Here is a 17,149-nt window from a genome sequence, read left to right on the forward strand (position 1 = left end):
CCATCACTTTCGCGATGACGGCTTTATTTTGTCAGTTTTTCAGTGGCCTCCCCGAACTGAAGGAAGTTTTAAATCAGTGTAAAAATCAACACTGATTTAAAACAGAGCCATTTGTAAAAAAGTACTAGATATATCTAGATTTTTGGATAGAAACACACCTTTGAAAGTATGTAATTCTGAGATTTGCTGGCACTTGAAGGAATTTTAGTTTTGTGCTAGTATTACGAGGAAGATGTTTTAAAAAAGCTTAAATTTAAAACCAAAATAAGGAGAGATGTCCGAGTGGTCTATGGTACCTGACTCGAAATCAGGCGTACGGTTCTAAGCCGTACCAGGAGTTCAAATCTCCTTCTCTCCGCCAAAAAATATTAGATTTCAAGCAATTACTCCATGAAGAGAACTTACCTGGTACGGCAAAGTTTTCTTTGTTTTTTAAAGCAATCTGTACCGAGGGGTTGAAGGTCTAAATGACCTTCAACGGGCTGCTTGTCATGGTGACATGGCGAGTTTAAGCAGCCCTGACTAAATCCCTCTCTCTCCGTTACAGACCAATAGCTCTAGCAATTTTTGCTGGAGCTATTTTGCTATAAATTTTGCTGTAAAAATAGTGTTTACGTCGCCCGTTTGACGACGAAATAGAAAAAACTAAACGAAAGTGGATAGTAAAGCAAAAGATAAAATAACAATTATAGAATATTTAAAGGTGAACCGTATCACAAGTGAGCAACAACAAATTTTCTTTAGAAGAGTCCTCATTAAGCATATTCTCTTTTAAACGGAGGGTTATTTCAGTAGCCCTTCTTTCATTTATATCATCTGATGGATTTATTTTAATTTCTTTAATAGTTTTATGCATTAGAACCTTCTTTTGTTCGTCAGTAGCATTCTTAAATAATTTATCGAAATTCTTTAATAAAACCGTTAATTTTTCTTGTGTATATTGATTTTCTTTAATAGTTTGCAATTTTTGTTTAGTTAAGTTTAATTCTTCAATTAGAGGAAGTAAAGCATCTTCAACCTCACCTTTTTTTTCTAAATATTCTTCCTTAGATAATTCCCCATCGCCACGCATTATAGTATAATTATCTTTTCTCCTCTGCAATTTAGATATTTGTTTTTCTAAGTCCTTAATAGTATTTTCAATCTCTTTAGTATTGCTCTCTTTCTTCATTTCCTTCTCTAATATCCTTGCAATATCAGAACTATTTATAAATTCAATAATCTTATCAGATACTTGTTTTTCTAGTTCTTCTGCTCTAACAGCGTTAGGATGACATACATCTCCTTTGTGTGAATTCCATTTTGAACAAGCATAATAACGATAGGTTACTTTTTCTCCGCTCTTTTTATTCGTTCTTGTACTTCTTTGTGAAACCATAGCAGAGCCACATTCGGGACACCTTGGCAAACCTGATAACATATATGTGTAATTGCTTAACTTAGTTGGAGTCTTCCCAACAAGTTTTCTTTTCGCTTGTGTCCTTTCCCATAAATCCTCATCTATTATAGCCTTGTGAAGTCCTTTTTCTAATGGAACTTCTTTATTAATTCCTTTTCTTCTTTTTTTAGCCCAATCTTCCCTTACCCCCCACCTGATGTAGCCAGCGAATATTGGGTTGTCTAATACTTGTTTGATAGTGGCATAAGCCCATGTTGAACCTTTTTTTGTAGCATATTTATCTAAATTTCTATTCAAGAATTGACATATTTTAGAATAACCCCAATTCTCATTAGTGTATAGATTAAATATTGTTTTAACAGTTTCAGCCTCTTCCTCATTAATAATTAGTTTATCGTTACTATAATCATAGCCAATAGGAGTTATGCCACCATTCCATTTGCCCTTTTTAGCACGCTCTTTCATACCACCTTTTGTTTGTGAGATTATATTATCTCTTTCCATTTCAGCAAATATTCCTGCCATATAGCAAAACATTTTATTAATAGGTGCAAAGGTATTTATATTATCTGTTATAGAAATAAGAGCAACATTAGAATGTTCTAAAAAGTCTAAAATCCTTGTTAAGTCAATCATATTACGACTAAAACGTGATAATTTCCATGCTATGATTGCATTTACATTTGAATCACTTTCAATATGTTTAAGTAGTTGCTTAAAACCAGGTCTTTTTTCTATGCTTGTACCAGTTATACCTTCATCTGTATATGTTCCAACAATGTTATAGCCCATTTTCTTACAGTAGTCTATTATTTCATTCTTCTGATGGTCTAGGGAGTAGCCATTTACTTGTTCTTGGGTACTAACCCTCGTGTATATTAGAACATTTTCTATTATCTTCTTACTCATAGGAATAAGTAATCTCCTTTCGTTTAAGATTAATATTACAGTAATATTTTAACTCAACCAAATAGAAGTAACAATGCAAAAAATAAAAAAACTTCATCAATTGATGAAGTTAACATTATCTCTTTTAATATATCAACAAACTCTTGAAGAGTTTGGTCATCGTCATTACTATTTAACCAAGTCTTAATATCACTTTGCATACAGACACTCCCCCTTTCCGAAGTTATGTATGTATGAAATTGAATTAATGTAATTATTTTATAATAAATTATTCCATTTGACAAGTACAAATTTAAAAAAGTTGACAACGAATTTTATAAAATATATTATCTTATTAGTTTCTTATTCAATGTTATCTTTTTAAAAAATTTCTTCATTAAAGCACTTATCTATTAATTTAGTTAAGTGCTTTTTTATTTTGCAAACTACGTTAATCCTCGCTAAAAGCATTGATTTTTTCAAAATAAATGCTTTCAACGAGGGTAAGGATAGATGGCAATTGCCTCCACATAAATTAATGCCATTAATACAAATCTGGTTGTGTGGATACAAATTAACTTCTGTAGATTTATATTAATTTATATCAATGTAATTCTTAAACCCTTGATTTTACTATATTTAAAAGTGTTTTTAAAAATGCTTAAATCGTATTTACAGCAAAAAAGTAGCAGTTTTTACTGCTACTTTTTAACATATTCTCTTCGTAAATCCCTGGACTCTCCATGTCCGAGGAAGATATTTAGTTTTGATAAAGCATCCTTCTCGGCACGAAGTGAACTATCTTGTTCATTTAATCCTTTTTCTTTATATTCTTCTAATGCCTTTGTATATGCTGTATTGTAGATTTCCGTACCGACCATCTTCCTAATTGCATGATAACTACTATTTGCAGACTTAAATTCTCCTGTTATGCTTTCGGGTAATCTTTCCCAAGCCTTATGCAATGCACTTTTGCTTACTCCTAAAATTTTTTCATCTCCAACTTTATCATTTATAATTTCTCTTAAAACTTGAATATTTTCTTGTCCTTCTATTTCAAATACTCTAGTTCTTCCACCTTTGGGACCTTCGTCTTTTTTGGTATCATCATGCATTTGTATTGTAATTATTGCCTTATCTTCGCTTATAAATTGTATATCATTTGCTCTCAAGTCTGCCAATTCACCGACCCTCAAGCCAAGAATTTCTTCTATACACAGAGCATTATATAAAGTATCTTTTGTACTATTTTCCTTTATGTGTGCTTTTATCTCTTGTAATTTATCATTGTCCATCCATATATCTCTAGTCTTGTCCTCTCTAAGCATAGCAGTTTTAAACCCTTCAAAGGCAATAGGCATTTTAGTTTCCCATTGTTGCATTAAATTATCGTTTTTATTGCACCACCTGTCTACTATGCAAGTATGTAATTTTTCTAAGTCGCTTTTATACCTATAAATTGTATTTTGATTACAATTATTGGCTTTATAGTCCAAAAATGATTGAGCCATTTCAGAAGAAATTGACCTCGCTTGTCTTATTTCATTAAAATTTTCTTTTAAATACTTTGCAAATTGGTTTGCAGTATCTTTTAAATTGTCCTTTGTTACGCTACTATAGATTTTTTCTTTTGTATCTGTATTATCATTACTTTTTGCAGAATGTCGGCTCTCGGAAAAACTTTCTGCCTGTTTTAAACTTTCACGAAATTGCCAATCCATATTGTATCCACCCATGATTATCAGCCTCCTTTAAATCTTTATTGTAACTTTATTAAAGTTACCGTTATTCACCTCCAATCCTTAAATTTTATTTAAAATCGTTTTTACAAGTTATTTTAGGCATTTAACCTAAAATAACTTAAAATACTTCGTATTTCCTCCGTTTATATTAAAAATGTGCTATTATTGTGCCACATTAAAAGTGACTTATGGACTAAAAGTCCAAAGTCAACCACTTTTAATGTGGACAATGTACATGTATAGCATTATTTTTGCAACCTTACGGTTGCTGTCTTAAAGCCTTCGGCTTTAACTAAACAAGGCTTCGCCTTGTTGCTTTTCTTTCAGAAAAGCGATTAAATTACTTCTACGCTTTTAGTTTAAGCAAGAGCAATAACGAGATTGCTAAAAAGGGAAAAATCACACAAGGAGCGGTCAACCTTATAAATTGTAATTTTTCAAAGAGCATCATAGATGCTAAAAATAAAAATAGTATAGTAATAAAGCGACAATAGAAAGTAATAAGTAATAATAGAAAGTAACGAGTAACATTAAAAATTCTCTTTCTTGTTCTTAAAATTAAAGTCCTCCTTCATTAAAATCAATAGTTTTAAAATCTCTAATTTTTTTATAAAAAGTTAAAGTAAAATAAAAATATCTCCGAGTTATATTAAAAAAGATAATATTAAGCAAATGCTTAATTTCAAAAAACTCTAATTTGTATATATAAAATCCTATTGGATGATTCATGTTATATTAGAAAAAGATTTGAGTTGCAACTATTTTTTAGAAAAAAATAAAAGCAGGGTTGTCCTGCTCTCATTCTTAGAAAAATCTGATTACGATACTATTTAACATTATATTTAGATTCTTTTTATCTAAACAACTAAATGTACTTGTAAAATCTAAACATTTATAAGAGTTATATAAATTTAATCCTGCTAAGAGCATTGCTTTTCCACTGCTACTTATAGGCAGTTTATTTATATTTCTGCTATTAATCATATGCTTTTTAGTATCATATATTTTTGTTCTGTTATTCCATAATTCTTCATTTCCACTTAGAATAAAAAAGAGTGCGTTTCTTTCTATATCTCTTGTGCTTGTAGTATCTAAACTTGCAAGTTCTCTAAACCTTTGTTTATGTACTTCACTTGTAAATAAATTTTCTATATTATTCATATCTTTATCCTCCTATACAGCAACATTACTGTTATCTAATTTATTTGTGTTATATTCTTCTAAAAGGCTTATTATATGACTGGATGCCTTTTTAATAGTTTCAAGATTTTTTATAAATTCTTCTTTATTACTCCAATGTAGTACGTAATCAGCACTAAAAGGATTATCTAAACCTAAGTAAGAACTTACAATATAAGAGCAACTCTCAGCCCTTAATTCTCTTATAGAACTATTAGTTTCTTGTCTATCGCTTTCTTGTACTTCGTTATAAATATCTTGGTCTAATATCTCATGTGAGAATTCGTGGATTAAAACAAGCGTTTTATTGTTATAGTCCAAGTCTTTCTTAATAGAGATTTTACCTCCAAGTGATATGCCTTCAGCACTACCTGTATTTTCTTCTTTTACTTCAATGCCTTTGCTTTCTACTATTGATTTTAAGGTTACGTATTGCTCTTCAAAGTCATTACCAAGAGGTTTAAAAAACATATCATCTTCTTTACTTCCTTTAACTTTTTCAGTTTGTGAAATATCAAAGACACAACCTTCAGTAAAGGTTGTAAGTGTATAATACTTGTCTACCTTTTCCCTTTGCTCTTGTGTCATTTGGCTAAAAAATATCTTTTCCCCATTATCATCAATTACAAACTTTGCAATCTTTGGAACAAGGATGCGAATTCCTTTTTCTCCACGCTTTACAACATATCCTTTTGACCTCCAATTTACAAAAGACGCACAGAAACTCGCTGTGGGCATTTGTGAGTAAATAAGTATTGTGTTGTTAAAACTGTAGTTATGAAAGTTACTTATAAACTTTAAATAGTTAAGTAGATTTTCGGATTTTCCATTGTTTAATTTTTCTTGAAAATGTTTAATGATTTCATCAACGTTAATGTTTTTCATTTTACAAATCCCTCCAATTTGTTATTAAAAAGTTTGTTAAAATCTCTTTCTTAGATATTAAAAAAATGGTAATTAATATAGCCTCCTTCTTACGTATATAAAAATTGCTTATATAAAAAATCTCTTTCGTAATATAAATACTTGTATCTTGCATGTTAGAAAGAACAGATTACAGAATCAACTATTTTTTACCAATGGAACTATAAAGAGAAAAATAAAGAAAAGAGGGGAGGGAGTGTTTATCATAAGCATAGGCAACGCAGAGCGTTGCTGATGGTGTAGGAAGAATTGCAGAGTTTTGATACATCTTGCTAAAGTGTTATATAAAACAACATATAGCAAAATTAAATCAATTTTAGGGTATAAAAAAAAGCAAGTATTAACTTGCTTTTAATTAAAGTGCATTTTTTAGTTTTAATATATTTTTAACTATTGCGGTTGGGCTTGTAGGATTAATTAAATCTGCAACGGTATTTACAGTAGCAACAGTATTTCTTTGTTTTATGTACTCAGGAGTTGCCTTATCCTGTGCAACTTTATCTTTCATTCCTGTAATACTATCTATAAAATCGGTATTAGCACTTGTATTTAAATTATACGTTTTTACTTTTTGCTTTTGCTTGTTTGCATTTAAGTTTTGTGCATTTTCTATACTTTGTTTGTCTACATCGTTTTTTATACTATTAAATTGTTGTAAAAAAGCCGATGCTTCGGGATTTAGTTTAGAAATTTTTTCTGGTGGAACATAAATTCCATAACACAAATCAAGTACTGCATCTCCATCATCTATTAACTTAGCATTCTTTTTGTTTCCTTCTTTTATTGTGTCTTTTTCTACGGATATTTCTGCTTGTCTATCAGTTATCTTTGAAGAAGGTTTATAATACCATTCGGGAACAGAAGATGCAGGTGCTTCAAAATTATCTAAACTAAATTGACCTTGTAATGCTTTTTGGAAGGCAGAATCTCCTGCACTTACACCTGCTGATGCCAAAGACTTTTTACCATCAACAGTAGAGGCATTATTTGATACTGCACCATTATACATAGCACTTGCGTTTTTATCAAAGTTAGATAATTTACTTCTTATTTGGTCAACAGGAATTGAGGAACTTGGTAAATTTGCTTTTGCACTTGCATATTGGTTATTTATATCCGCAAATAGTGTATCTTTATTACTTGCAGATAAAGTTGGATTAGGAAGTTCAACCTTTTTACCATAACCCTCTTTAGTCAAATCAACTGTTCCTTTTGTAAAATCAGACTCCATTTTTCCAAAGCCCGAAGTATCTAATTCAGGTAATGTTTGAAGTTTAGGTAAATCAGGTAAGTTTCCTTCCTTATTTATGTTAGTTCTTAACTCTTTAAACGTAGTTGAAAGAGTAGAAGTTTGCAAAGGTTTTAATTGTGGTGTAGATAATTTAGGTAAATCTTGTGCAAACACAGGTGTTGTATTTATTAACATAGCAATTATAGTTATTATTGTTATTTTCTTATTCATGTTATCGCCCCCTTAATAATTTTAATTATAAGAAAATAATATTTAATAAAGAATTGTTTTTCAAATTTTTTTAAAAAATATAAATATAGTTTTTAAAAAAAGCATAAGCAACGCATAGCGTTGCATGGTGTAAGGGAAAATTGGCTTTTTTCGTTCAATTATGCTTTATTGACTATTAAATCTCTATAAAACAAAATTTAATCAATTCTTTAGAGCATAAAAAAAGCAAGTATAAACCTTGCTTATTTAATCATAATGTCTAACATTTGTTGCTGTTGCTCTTGTTGGAATTGTTGCATATTTTCTTGTAACTCTTGTTGCTGTTCTTGTTGCATTAGTGTATCAAGTGTGAAGTTTTCTTGCATATCTAAATGCTCTTCTTCTTTTTTAGTAAAATCTGTTGCTATTTCTAATTTATTTTCCATTAATTCTAATTGTAAATTATAATCTGTTGTCCAATCCTTTTCACCCATAGCATTATAACTTGGCTCATTTTCATTAACCTTATTTTCGTATTTATCGGTATCAAATTTATCTAAAAAGTTAGATTTACCATCTAAAAAATCGAATTGCTTTTCAAGAGTTTCTATAGGATGTATGGTTTCATTAATTTTATTACTTGCGGTTCTTATAGCATCATCTATTGGGTGTAATATACTTTCCATAGTGTCGGTAATAGTATTTGCAAGAAATTCTGTTGCTATATCATTAAATCCAAACCCATCCTCCCCAGGCTTTGAAATAAAGTCATACCCATTATCACTTCTAAAAAAAATTAAATTGTCATTACCAAATAAGTCATTCATTATCTTTGTGCCAAAATCTATTGATTCCTTTGGCTTAAAATCTTCTATATTATCACTTATACCGCTTGCTTTATTAAATAACTCTTCTTTAGACATTCCTTCAGTAGAAAATCCATTATCTTTTATAAAATCTTTAAGCATATCAAATTTTTCAGCCACAACCGCTGTAGTTGTTGCATCTGCAGTTGCAACTTTTACTAATAATGCAAGTAATGGGTTAGCACTACTTTGTTTAACAGGTGTCAAACAAATAACGAAAAATAATGTAAATATAGTTGTTAGTAAAATGCTTTTAATTATCTTATGTTTCTTATTCATGTTATCAGCCTCCTTTATTACTTTTTTAAAATAATAATAAGTAAAGGATAAGTTTTCAAATTTTTTTATATCTAATGAGAAAAAGAGCAGCGGATCGCTGCTCTTTTTACCGTAATACTTATGATATTTTTATACAAATAAGACAAAATTTACTCTTTCTTATTTTAAATAAAATCAAAATTCCTCCTTCAGGGCATTTTTAAATGAAATGGGAGGAAATCTCCCATGTGTCTATACTTTATTTAATATAATGATACTTTTATATGTTATTACTATTTCTGTTCTATAAGTTAAAGATACTTCATTTTTTTAAAATCAAAAAAAACTCTAATTTTTTATTAAAAAACAAATGTACATTTTGTTTATGTCTTAATTGTAAGTATATCCCATACAGGAATCAACTGTTTTTACAGATATTTTGTTTTATTTGTATATTCCGTAAAAGTAAACTCAAGCAAACTATTAATTTATATCTTTTTTCTATTGTTTTTTCTATAAAAAATAACACTATTTTTTTCCGTAAAAAAAGTTGAAGTTTTACGGAAGATGTGGTTCAATTGGATTCAATAAATTTAAAGGGGGCTGATATTATGGGAAATATATATGGTTACATAAGAATCTCTAGTTCTACGCAACGAGAGGACAGGCAGGTGGATGCTTTATTAAAATATGTAGAAGAAAAAAATCTTTTTATAGATAAGCAAAGCGGAAAGGATTTTAGTAGAGAAAATTACCAAATCTTAAAGAGGATAGTAAAGAAAGACGATGTCGTTTATGTTAAATCTTTAGACCGTTTGGGAAGAAATAAGATACAAACTAAAGAAGAATTAGAATACTTTAGAAAAGAAGGTATTAAAATAAAAGTATTAGATATCCCCACTACAATGCAGGATTTTCCAAAAGAACAAGCATGGATAGGAGAAATGGTAAATAATATTTTATTAGAGGTATTAAGTACAATTGCTGAACAAGAGAGAATCACCACCAGAGAAAGACAAAAAGAGGGGTATGAGGCATGTAAGGCTAGAGGGCAAAAGTTCGGCAGACCACAGGCTCAAAAGCCAAAGTCGTGGGATAAATATTATAAGTTATATATAGATGGAAAGATAACAAGTACAGAATTTATGCGTTTAGTAAATCTTAAAAAGACTACATTTTATAAACTTTTAAGCATGGAAAAAGACACTAAGTAAATAGTGTCTTTTTTACGTTAACCTTATAAGAATATATGTTCTATTATCTAGTAAATTTAGATGCTTTGTGATATAATTTGCATAGTAAATTATTCTGGTAAGGAGGTAAAACATTGAAAAAGAATTTATTAGTTCAACCATTTCTTAAATGGGCTGGTGGTAAAAGACAACTATTACCAGAATTAAATAAGTATATTCCATTAAAATATAAGACTTATTATGAGCCTTTCGTAGGGGCAGGGGCATTACTCTTTGACTTACAACCTAAAAAGGCAGTAATTAATGATGTTAATTCAGAGTTAATAAATTGCTATAACATAATTAAAGATTCATTAGACGAGTTAATTGAAGATTTAAAAAAACATCAAAATATACCTGAATACTATTATGAAATTAGGGAATTGGATAGAAAGCCTGAGTTTCAGCAATTAACTCAAATAGAAAGAGCGTCAAGAATTATATATTTAAATAAGACTTGTTTCAATGGTTTATTTAGAGTTAATTCACAAGGTCAGTATAATGTACCTTTTGGAAATTATAAAAATCCTAAGATTTTAGATGAAGTTGTTCTAAAAGCAGTACATAACTTTTTGAATTCATCTAATATTACTATTACAAATGGAGATTTTGAGGAAGTTGTAAGAGGTGCTAAAAAGGGAGACTTTATCTATTTTGACCCTCCATATGACCCAGTAAGTGATTCAAGCAGTTTTACAGGTTATTCTTTAGATGGATTTAGTAGAGACGAACAAAGAAGATTAAAGGATGTTTTTGATAGACTTAATAAAAAAGGATGTTTTGTTTTATTAAGTAATTCTGCAACAGATTTTATAAAAGATTTATATAAGGATTATAGAATAGAAATTGTTTCAGCGAGCCGAAATATTAATGCTGATGGTTTAAAAAGGGGAAAAGTTGATGAAGTGTTAGTAATGAATTACTAAATTCAATTTGGGGGATAGGTTATGGGTACAGAAAAGCCTACAAAGAATGATATTGCATGGGAGCAATTATTTGATAAATATAATATAGTAGATAAAATAAATACTAATGGTTTTTATGAGATACAATCTAAGGACATAAATGAATTTAGGGAAAGTCGTTTAATGGCTAAGTTTGACCATAAAGTAAATTTACCAAGTATCTTCAAAAAGCATAAAATATCTATACTTCCTGTGAGTAGAAATAAATATGTTTTAGGGCAGTTTCAAACTTATCATGATGTAAGATATAGTGAGGATATAGAGAATATCCCTATAAGTTTTCCTACGGACATACAAAGTATAGATTTTAATGATTTATATTCAGAAAGTTCAGCAATTCATTGTGCCTATGTAAGTGGTATTATTAGTGATTTAATGCAAGAAGATGCTATTTTTACATTGGGCGGAAGAATGTCAACTAATACTTTCGACTTTAATATAAAAAGTAGCAATAAACTATTTCCTGTTAAGGTAGAAAACAGCCAATGTGAAATAGATGCAGGATTTGAAAGCGGTAATAAACTAATGATTCTTGAAGCAAAAAATTTTGAGGTTGAGGATTTTTTAGTTCGGCAATTATATTATCCTTATAGACTTTGGCAGGATAAAGTTTCTAAAAAGGTAATACCTACTTTTATGACCTATTCAAATGATATTTTTAGTTTCTTTGAATATGAATTTACAGATAGTAACTTATATAATTCTCTAAGGCTTGTAAAACAGAAAAATTATATAATTGCACCTGAAAAAATAGAGTTGGGAGATATTTACCAAATACTAAATGATGTAAAATTAGTAGCAGAGCCTAAAGTTCCTTTCCCTCAAGCCAATAGGTTTGAGAGAGTAGTAGACCTTTTGGGTATTCTTTATAATAAGGACTTATCAAAGGATGAAATTACATCAAATTATCAGTTTGCTAAAAGGCAAACCGATTATTATACAAACTCAGGAATTTACTTAGGTTTAGTTACTAAGTATAAGGACAAAGATACTAATGAAATAATGTATACCTTGAGTGAAAAAGGTAGACAAGTTATGAAAATGAGATATAAGCAAAAGTATTTATATCTTGTTAGGTGCATATTAGAACACGAAAGTTTTAATGTAGCATTAAGACAATATTTTGATACTGCTCAGCCTTTAAATAAAGAGTCCTTATGCAGAGAGTTAATGGGATGCTATATATACAATGTGGACAAAGAGAGTAGCACATTACCTAGAAGAGCAGAGAGCGTTATGGCTTGGATAGATTGGATTTTAGATTTACCGAATAAGTAGCATATTTAATAGTATATTTATTAAGATTTTATAATAAAACTTATAGGCTATATAATTAGTCCTATATTAAATTATACATTGGTAAAACATAATAAATATATTATATTTTTTAAGGAAAAAAAGCATAAGAAAAGAGATAGTTGGTTTCACTATCTCTTTTACTATCTATTTAACTAATGAAGAAGTTGTGTCTATATCTGTTGTTTCAGATATTATTTTTTTTATAGGGCTTGGGTCAAATTTTTCTCCCTGTCTTAAGTAGATTTTAAAATCTTTCATTAAATAACTTTGCAAAATATCTTCTTGTTTTACAATAGTTTTCGAGGGAACTTCTCCCTCTCTACTTATAAATCTTGCAACCATATAAATACCATCCTCATCCTCTTTTAGCCAATACTTTGTAGTTACAATTCTATTATAAAAATAGGTGGTTTCTGTTACTCTTGGTGTACTTGTAATATAGTAGTATCCGTTTCGGGGAGCGATAAAAGTAATTTGTTGTTTATCAAATCTCTCACCCAAAGTTTGGGTTATATTGCCTTCTGATTCTCCATAGGAAAATGTCCATTTCCAATCTTTACTAACGGTTGACTCTCGATTTTTAGTCGCTTGATTATCTGTAATAACAAGTCTATTACTATCATCAATCCAAGAGATACTACTATTAACTTTATCCCATAAAATTTTATCATACCATTGTTCTGTAGTTGGTGGCTTAGGCTTTGGAATACTTGGCTTATTATTACTTCCTCCACTATTACTATTTTCCCCTGTATTAGCATTATTTCCATCTAAAACGCTTTTGTCACCAACAGCATAAGCCGTGGTATTTATATTTATAGCACAGAAACTTATTACTAAAAACAAGACTATTAAACATTTATATTTCTTATTCATTGCTATCTACCTCCCTCACAAATTGAATTTTTATTATAAGAAAATAATATTTAAGAAAGAATTGATTTTCAACTTTTTTTGCATAAAAAAATAAGTGTGATTAAACACACTTATTTTATATCGAATGCATAACTATCTACTAAGAATTGTCCATTTTCTTTTACAAGTGTTGCAGAGATTTTTACATTATCTACAGAATTAGAATAGTCTTTTCCGTTTTCTACGTAAGATTTAACATTCTGTTTTGCAGTAAATATAACATCGACTATATTTTCATTTCTTTGCTCTATAGAATTTATTGTTATAATTTCTACGTTGGCTATACCTTTTGCATTTTTTATGCTATTTAATTTATCTGTAAACTTCTTGTCTATCTCTAATTTTTGCGAATCTTGTGTTTCAAAGGTCTTTATTTTCTTATAGTCATCAACTGTATATGTTGTATAGTCAAAAGTTAATCCTGCACTTGCAAAATTCAATAACAATGGTTGCAGTTCTTTTTTAAGAGCCTCCTGCTTATCTTCAACTTTAGTATTTACATTATTAACTTGTGTAGTTGTAGTATTTACTACTTTTTTAGTAGATGAAGTACCACAGCCTGTAAGTCCTCCTATTATTATAATTAAACTTGCTATCATAAGTATTTGTTTCTTATTCCTCATGTTATCAACCCCCTTATTAATATTTAAAAGTTATTATGGTGGTGATTCTATCTCAGAAAAATAAATAAATCAATATTTATTTTAGAATTATTTTACAGGTGGTATGATTTGCTTTAAAATAAATTAAGAATAATAGAAACCTAATATATTTATTAAGAACTATATCTTTAATTATCAACATAGGAGTATTCATAGTAAATAAACAGTATCAAATAATTTATTACATATTTATTTGATAAATTAAAAAGTATATTAGGTTTATGATATGTGGTAAAATATAGATAATAATATTTAAGTATGGGGGTATAGAATATGAGAAATGGAGACCAATTCCGAACATTAGTTACAGAAATACTTGAAAAAAATTCTACATATAAAAATGAGATTGGTAATTTTTTAAATTATCTAAAAGACAGATTACTAGAAGATAAGGTTTTTAATTTAAACCAAAATCATATTGATGACTATTTTGTATATTCATATGATACCAAAATTGGAGCAGTGCCTACTTTAACAACTCATATTTCGGCACTAAAGTTTCTATTTGATGAATTAATAAAAAGACAGTACGATTTTAAATTATTGTATGCTTATATTGATACCGCTGGATTTAAAGAAAAATTAAGTGAAAATCTAGAAAAGAGTTTCAAAAAACCGATAATAGACAATACTCTTCTAACTTCAACCTTATATAAAATAGATACACATATTATGAATAACATTAATTCAGACTTCAGGAATCCAACTGAGCAAAAAAGATTTTTTGAAATAATGATAGCGAGATTATATGCTAAATTGAGCCTTATTCTTCCATTGAAAACAAGTGAAATGCTTGAATTGAAGTTTAATAATATTCAAGATGGAAGTACAAGGAGTATAGAATATAATGAAATAGTTATTAAATTACCTAACAACATTAGAAATCAAATAGTTGAAACATTAGATTATGCTAGAAGAGTTTTTAATAAAATCTATTCCGAAAATGATAGACTCTTCTATTTTTTATATGGAGTATTAAATAGAAAAATAAATACTTCTTGTGTAAGTACATCTTTTATTAAAACCTATACTGAACTAGGAATTTTTGAAATGTTAAAACAACAGCCAGGTGGCAAAAAAGACAAATATGTATATCCACCAGAGAGTTATAAGGTAACAGCAATTTTGAGTATGTTAAATAATGGGACAAACATAGTCTACTTAAAAAAACTTACGGGATTAGATACTAATGCTTTACTATCAAACTATGACACTGATAAAGAGTTCCAAAATAAAGTTGTTGCCTCTATTAATATAAATAATGGAATAGTTAACTCTGAATATTATACTTACTTATAGTATATGAGGGTAAGTAAAAGGGTATATTTTTTTATATATCCTTTATTAAATGTTTCTTTTACTTATTTTATTTACTGATAATCTTAGGGTTAAAGTAAGCATTAGTAAAGTTGTAAATTTAATTTTAGATAGTAAAAGTATAATAAACTTACTATAAAATTCAACTACAATTAAATAATGTAGGCTATTTATATGAATAAAAATTTAAATGAAAATTTTATAATATATTTATTAGCAAATTTAAAGAGTATATTACCTTTGTTGGATAACATACTCTTTAATATTTATTATTCATTTTATTACTCCTTTTTAGGGTGGTCTGTTGAAGATACTTTTTTACTATCTTATAGGACAAAATGCACACCCCTAATTAACATCATATTTTTTTAATAATCTACTTATCTTTGTTCTTTCAATTTCAAGGGTTTTAGCAATCTGTGTATTATTTAATCCTTCCTTTTGCTTTTCTTTAATTACCAAATATTCCTGATAAAGTTTATCACGCTTTGTTACTTTTGCCTCGTCAAGGTTTTTTCCACGCTCTAAGGATTTTTTTATTCTTTCAATTTCATTAAACTCTTTTTTATTAGCCTTTTTACCTGTCTTTAATACTTTAAGTTGAACCATTTCATCAATAGTTATACTTAACTCATTAATGATTCTTGCATTAGAATAGTGATATCCATTATATTCAAATCTTTTACCATTGGCTTTTAAAGTAATAAGTTTCTTATTCAAGAATTTTTTATAACTTTCTATAGCACTATATATCACAAAATCTACTTCTATATCTTCTTGCTGTACTATTTCGTTTATTTTATTGACTTTATCACACATTTCCATTACTGCAAAATCAAAAGGCTTAGAACTTGCATATAAAATACTACAAGCATAGTATAATAGTAGGATACTTCTATATCCTTGCATATCTTTGCCTTTTCGTAGAGTTACAAGAGTTTCTATATCTTCATATTTCTTTGTGGACATTAATTTAAACGCTTGTAACCTTTTTTCTAAATTAGTGCCTTTACTTATCTTTACAGTAACATTAATAGTTTCAGCAGTTTCGGTTGTAGGAGTTGTTGTTTCTACTTTCACTCTATCAGTACTGTTTAATTTATTTTTAAATGCCTCACGCTTAGAAATACATCTGTTATATTCTTCTATATCAATATCTTTTAATAATTCTTCTAAATTGTTGTACACAATACTTTTATTAAAGTATAAATTCTCCGCAATATTATTACCTTTAATATTATAAGTGTTTTGAGTACGTGTAATTCTACTTAAATCAAAAGTTTTAGAATCCATTATTTTTAAGTTCAATTTGTTGTAAATTACTTGCTGAATATATTTGTAAAAATATCTTTTATACTTAGCATTTTGATTTTTAACTTTATACCATATTGTCAAACCTCTACCAGTAAATCTTATAGCAGTAGGAGGTGGCAAAATACCTGCATTTATATAATTATCCCAAAAACTATAAAATAAATCGGCTTTCGTAAAATTTTTATATTCATTCTCACCATGTAGATAATCTAAATCTAAAACTATACCATTTAAAACATAACAAACGTCTTGTGTTCTTGTAGGTTTGTAAAACATATTAAGACTTGTATATACATCTGTTTTTAATGATAAAAAATAATCTAAATTATTAAGCAAAACATTTAAGGAAGTCATGTTCTGTTCTAATCTTCCTTGCTTACTTCTAACATTTAAACTTAAAAGTAAATTTATATTATCCTCATACCAAAATCTAAGGAATTCCTTTGTTTCTGCTATTTCTTTTGCAGTAACTTCTTTTTTATCTATATCTGCGAATAGTGGTTTAAATTCACTATCAAAATATTTTTGCCTTTTCTCTTCTGCCTTTCTTAAAGTGTATTTGCCATTTTCTAAAACTTGTTGCTTTAATCTTTCTAAATCTTCTTGTGTCGCTAAATTTGTGTTATTGTAATTCATTTGTAAATGGTAAACTAAAAGGGTGAGATTTCGGCAAACAAAAAGGGAGAAGATTTTCCAGTATAGTACAATAAAAAGTCACCTTTTGGTAGAATAAAATAGTTATTTTACT

General features: G+C 28.5%; 14 protein-coding genes and 1 tRNA gene. 5 read left to right on the forward strand and 10 right to left on the reverse strand.

Translation table 11 applies throughout. The features are described 5' to 3' along the window. The first annotated feature begins 268 nt into the window (after positions 1-268). Positions 269-361: transfer RNA gene (locus IAI10_RS23155), tRNA-Ser, on the forward strand. Between the two features lie 336 nt (positions 362-697). Here IAI10_RS23155 and IAI10_RS23160 read toward each other — a convergent pair. The 7 genes from IAI10_RS23160 to IAI10_RS23190 all read right to left on the reverse strand — a co-directional run bounded on the left by IAI10_RS23160 (position 698) and on the right by IAI10_RS23190 (position 8,718). After that, positions 698-2,308, reverse strand: coding sequence for a recombinase family protein (locus IAI10_RS23160; RefSeq protein ID WP_315675689.1), 1,611 nt, complete (start codon positions 2,306-2,308; stop codon positions 698-700). A gap of 53 nt (positions 2,309-2,361) precedes the next feature. Beyond that, positions 2,362-2,508: a hypothetical protein gene (locus IAI10_RS23165; protein ID WP_315675690.1), complete on the reverse strand. Its 147-nt coding sequence runs from the start codon at positions 2,506-2,508 to the stop codon at positions 2,362-2,364. Positions 2,509-2,988: 480 nt separating this feature from the next. Further along, entirely contained in the window at positions 2,989-4,023 is a 1,035-nt protein-coding gene (locus IAI10_RS23170; protein ID WP_315675691.1) for a hypothetical protein, read from the reverse strand. An 810-nt stretch (positions 4,024-4,833) separates the two neighbouring features. Next, entirely contained in the window at positions 4,834-5,190 is a 357-nt protein-coding gene (locus IAI10_RS23175) for a DUF6075 family protein (RefSeq protein ID WP_315675692.1), read from the reverse strand. Between the two features lie 12 nt (positions 5,191-5,202). After that, positions 5,203-6,093: an ArdC family protein gene (locus tag IAI10_RS23180; protein WP_315675693.1), complete on the reverse strand. Its 891-nt coding sequence runs from the start codon at positions 6,091-6,093 to the stop codon at positions 5,203-5,205. 394 nt (positions 6,094-6,487) lie between these two features. Further along, a complete protein-coding gene (locus IAI10_RS23185) occupies positions 6,488-7,594 on the reverse strand; it encodes a hypothetical protein (protein ID WP_315675694.1) in 1,107 nt (368 codons plus the stop codon). A gap of 242 nt (positions 7,595-7,836) precedes the next feature. Further along, positions 7,837-8,718 carry a hypothetical protein gene (locus tag IAI10_RS23190; RefSeq protein WP_315675695.1) on the reverse strand — a complete coding sequence of 294 codons (882 nt, stop codon included), beginning with the start codon at positions 8,716-8,718 and terminating at the stop codon, positions 7,837-7,839. Positions 8,719-9,308: 590 nt separating this feature from the next. Between IAI10_RS23190 and IAI10_RS23195 the strand changes: the two genes are divergently transcribed. The 3 genes from IAI10_RS23195 to IAI10_RS23205 all read left to right on the forward strand — a co-directional run bounded on the left by IAI10_RS23195 (position 9,309) and on the right by IAI10_RS23205 (position 12,172). After that, positions 9,309-9,911, forward strand: a complete 603-nt coding sequence (locus IAI10_RS23195) for a recombinase family protein (protein WP_315675696.1) — start codon at positions 9,309-9,311, stop codon at positions 9,909-9,911. A 113-nt stretch (positions 9,912-10,024) separates the two neighbouring features. After that, positions 10,025-10,855: a DNA adenine methylase gene (locus tag IAI10_RS23200; RefSeq protein ID WP_315675697.1), complete on the forward strand. Its 831-nt coding sequence runs from the start codon at positions 10,025-10,027 to the stop codon at positions 10,853-10,855. Positions 10,856-10,876: 21 nt separating this feature from the next. Further along, the gene (locus tag IAI10_RS23205; RefSeq protein WP_315675698.1) at positions 10,877-12,172 is read left to right on the forward strand and encodes a type II restriction enzyme; all 1,296 of its coding nucleotides are present in this window, start codon (positions 10,877-10,879) and stop codon (positions 12,170-12,172) included. Between the two features lie 165 nt (positions 12,173-12,337). Here IAI10_RS23205 and IAI10_RS23210 read toward each other — a convergent pair whose 3' ends face one another. Next, positions 12,338-13,069 (reverse strand): hypothetical protein, encoded by a 732-nt coding sequence (locus IAI10_RS23210; protein ID WP_315675699.1) that lies wholly within the window; start codon positions 13,067-13,069, stop codon positions 12,338-12,340. Between the two features lie 110 nt (positions 13,070-13,179). Beyond that, a complete protein-coding gene (locus IAI10_RS23215; RefSeq protein WP_315675700.1) occupies positions 13,180-13,731 on the reverse strand; it encodes a hypothetical protein in 552 nt (183 codons plus the stop codon). A 312-nt stretch (positions 13,732-14,043) separates the two neighbouring features. Between IAI10_RS23215 and IAI10_RS23220 the strand changes: the two genes are divergently transcribed. Then, entirely contained in the window at positions 14,044-15,069 is a 1,026-nt protein-coding gene (locus tag IAI10_RS23220) for a hypothetical protein (RefSeq protein WP_315675701.1), read from the forward strand. A 366-nt stretch (positions 15,070-15,435) separates the two neighbouring features. On the opposite strand, the gene IAI10_RS23225 is transcribed toward IAI10_RS23220, so the two are convergent. Continuing rightward, positions 15,436-17,037 (reverse strand): hypothetical protein, encoded by a 1,602-nt coding sequence (locus tag IAI10_RS23225; RefSeq protein ID WP_315675702.1) that lies wholly within the window; start codon positions 17,035-17,037, stop codon positions 15,436-15,438. Positions 17,038-17,149 lie beyond the last annotated feature (112 nt).

Source organism: Clostridium sp. 19966 (genome assembly GCF_032335695.1).
GTDB lineage: Bacteria > Bacillota > Clostridia > Clostridiales > Clostridiaceae > JACTOJ01.

Coding starts and splice junctions, on each gene's coding strand:
- IAI10_RS23160 (WP_315675689.1), bottom strand. CDS start 2,308: ATGAGTAAGAAGATAATAGAAAATGTTCTAATATACACGAGGGTTAGT.
- IAI10_RS23165 (WP_315675690.1), bottom strand. CDS start 2,508: ATGCAAAGTGATATTAAGACTTGGTTAAATAGTAATGACGATGACCAA.
- IAI10_RS23170 (WP_315675691.1), bottom strand. CDS start 4,023: ATGGGTGGATACAATATGGATTGGCAATTTCGTGAAAGTTTAAAACAG.
- IAI10_RS23175 (WP_315675692.1), bottom strand. CDS start 5,190: ATGAATAATATAGAAAATTTATTTACAAGTGAAGTACATAAACAAAGG.
- IAI10_RS23180 (WP_315675693.1), bottom strand. CDS start 6,093: ATGAAAAACATTAACGTTGATGAAATCATTAAACATTTTCAAGAAAAA.
- IAI10_RS23185 (WP_315675694.1), bottom strand. CDS start 7,594: ATGAATAAGAAAATAACAATAATAACTATAATTGCTATGTTAATAAAT.
- IAI10_RS23190 (WP_315675695.1), bottom strand. CDS start 8,718: ATGAATAAGAAACATAAGATAATTAAAAGCATTTTACTAACAACTATA.
- IAI10_RS23195 (WP_315675696.1), top strand. CDS start 9,309: ATGGGAAATATATATGGTTACATAAGAATCTCTAGTTCTACGCAACGA.
- IAI10_RS23205 (WP_315675698.1), top strand. CDS start 10,877: ATGGGTACAGAAAAGCCTACAAAGAATGATATTGCATGGGAGCAATTA.
- IAI10_RS23210 (WP_315675699.1), bottom strand. CDS start 13,069: ATGAATAAGAAATATAAATGTTTAATAGTCTTGTTTTTAGTAATAAGT.
- IAI10_RS23215 (WP_315675700.1), bottom strand. CDS start 13,731: ATGAGGAATAAGAAACAAATACTTATGATAGCAAGTTTAATTATAATA.
- IAI10_RS23220 (WP_315675701.1), top strand. CDS start 14,044: ATGAGAAATGGAGACCAATTCCGAACATTAGTTACAGAAATACTTGAA.
- IAI10_RS23225 (WP_315675702.1), bottom strand. CDS start 17,037: ATGAATTACAATAACACAAATTTAGCGACACAAGAAGATTTAGAAAGA.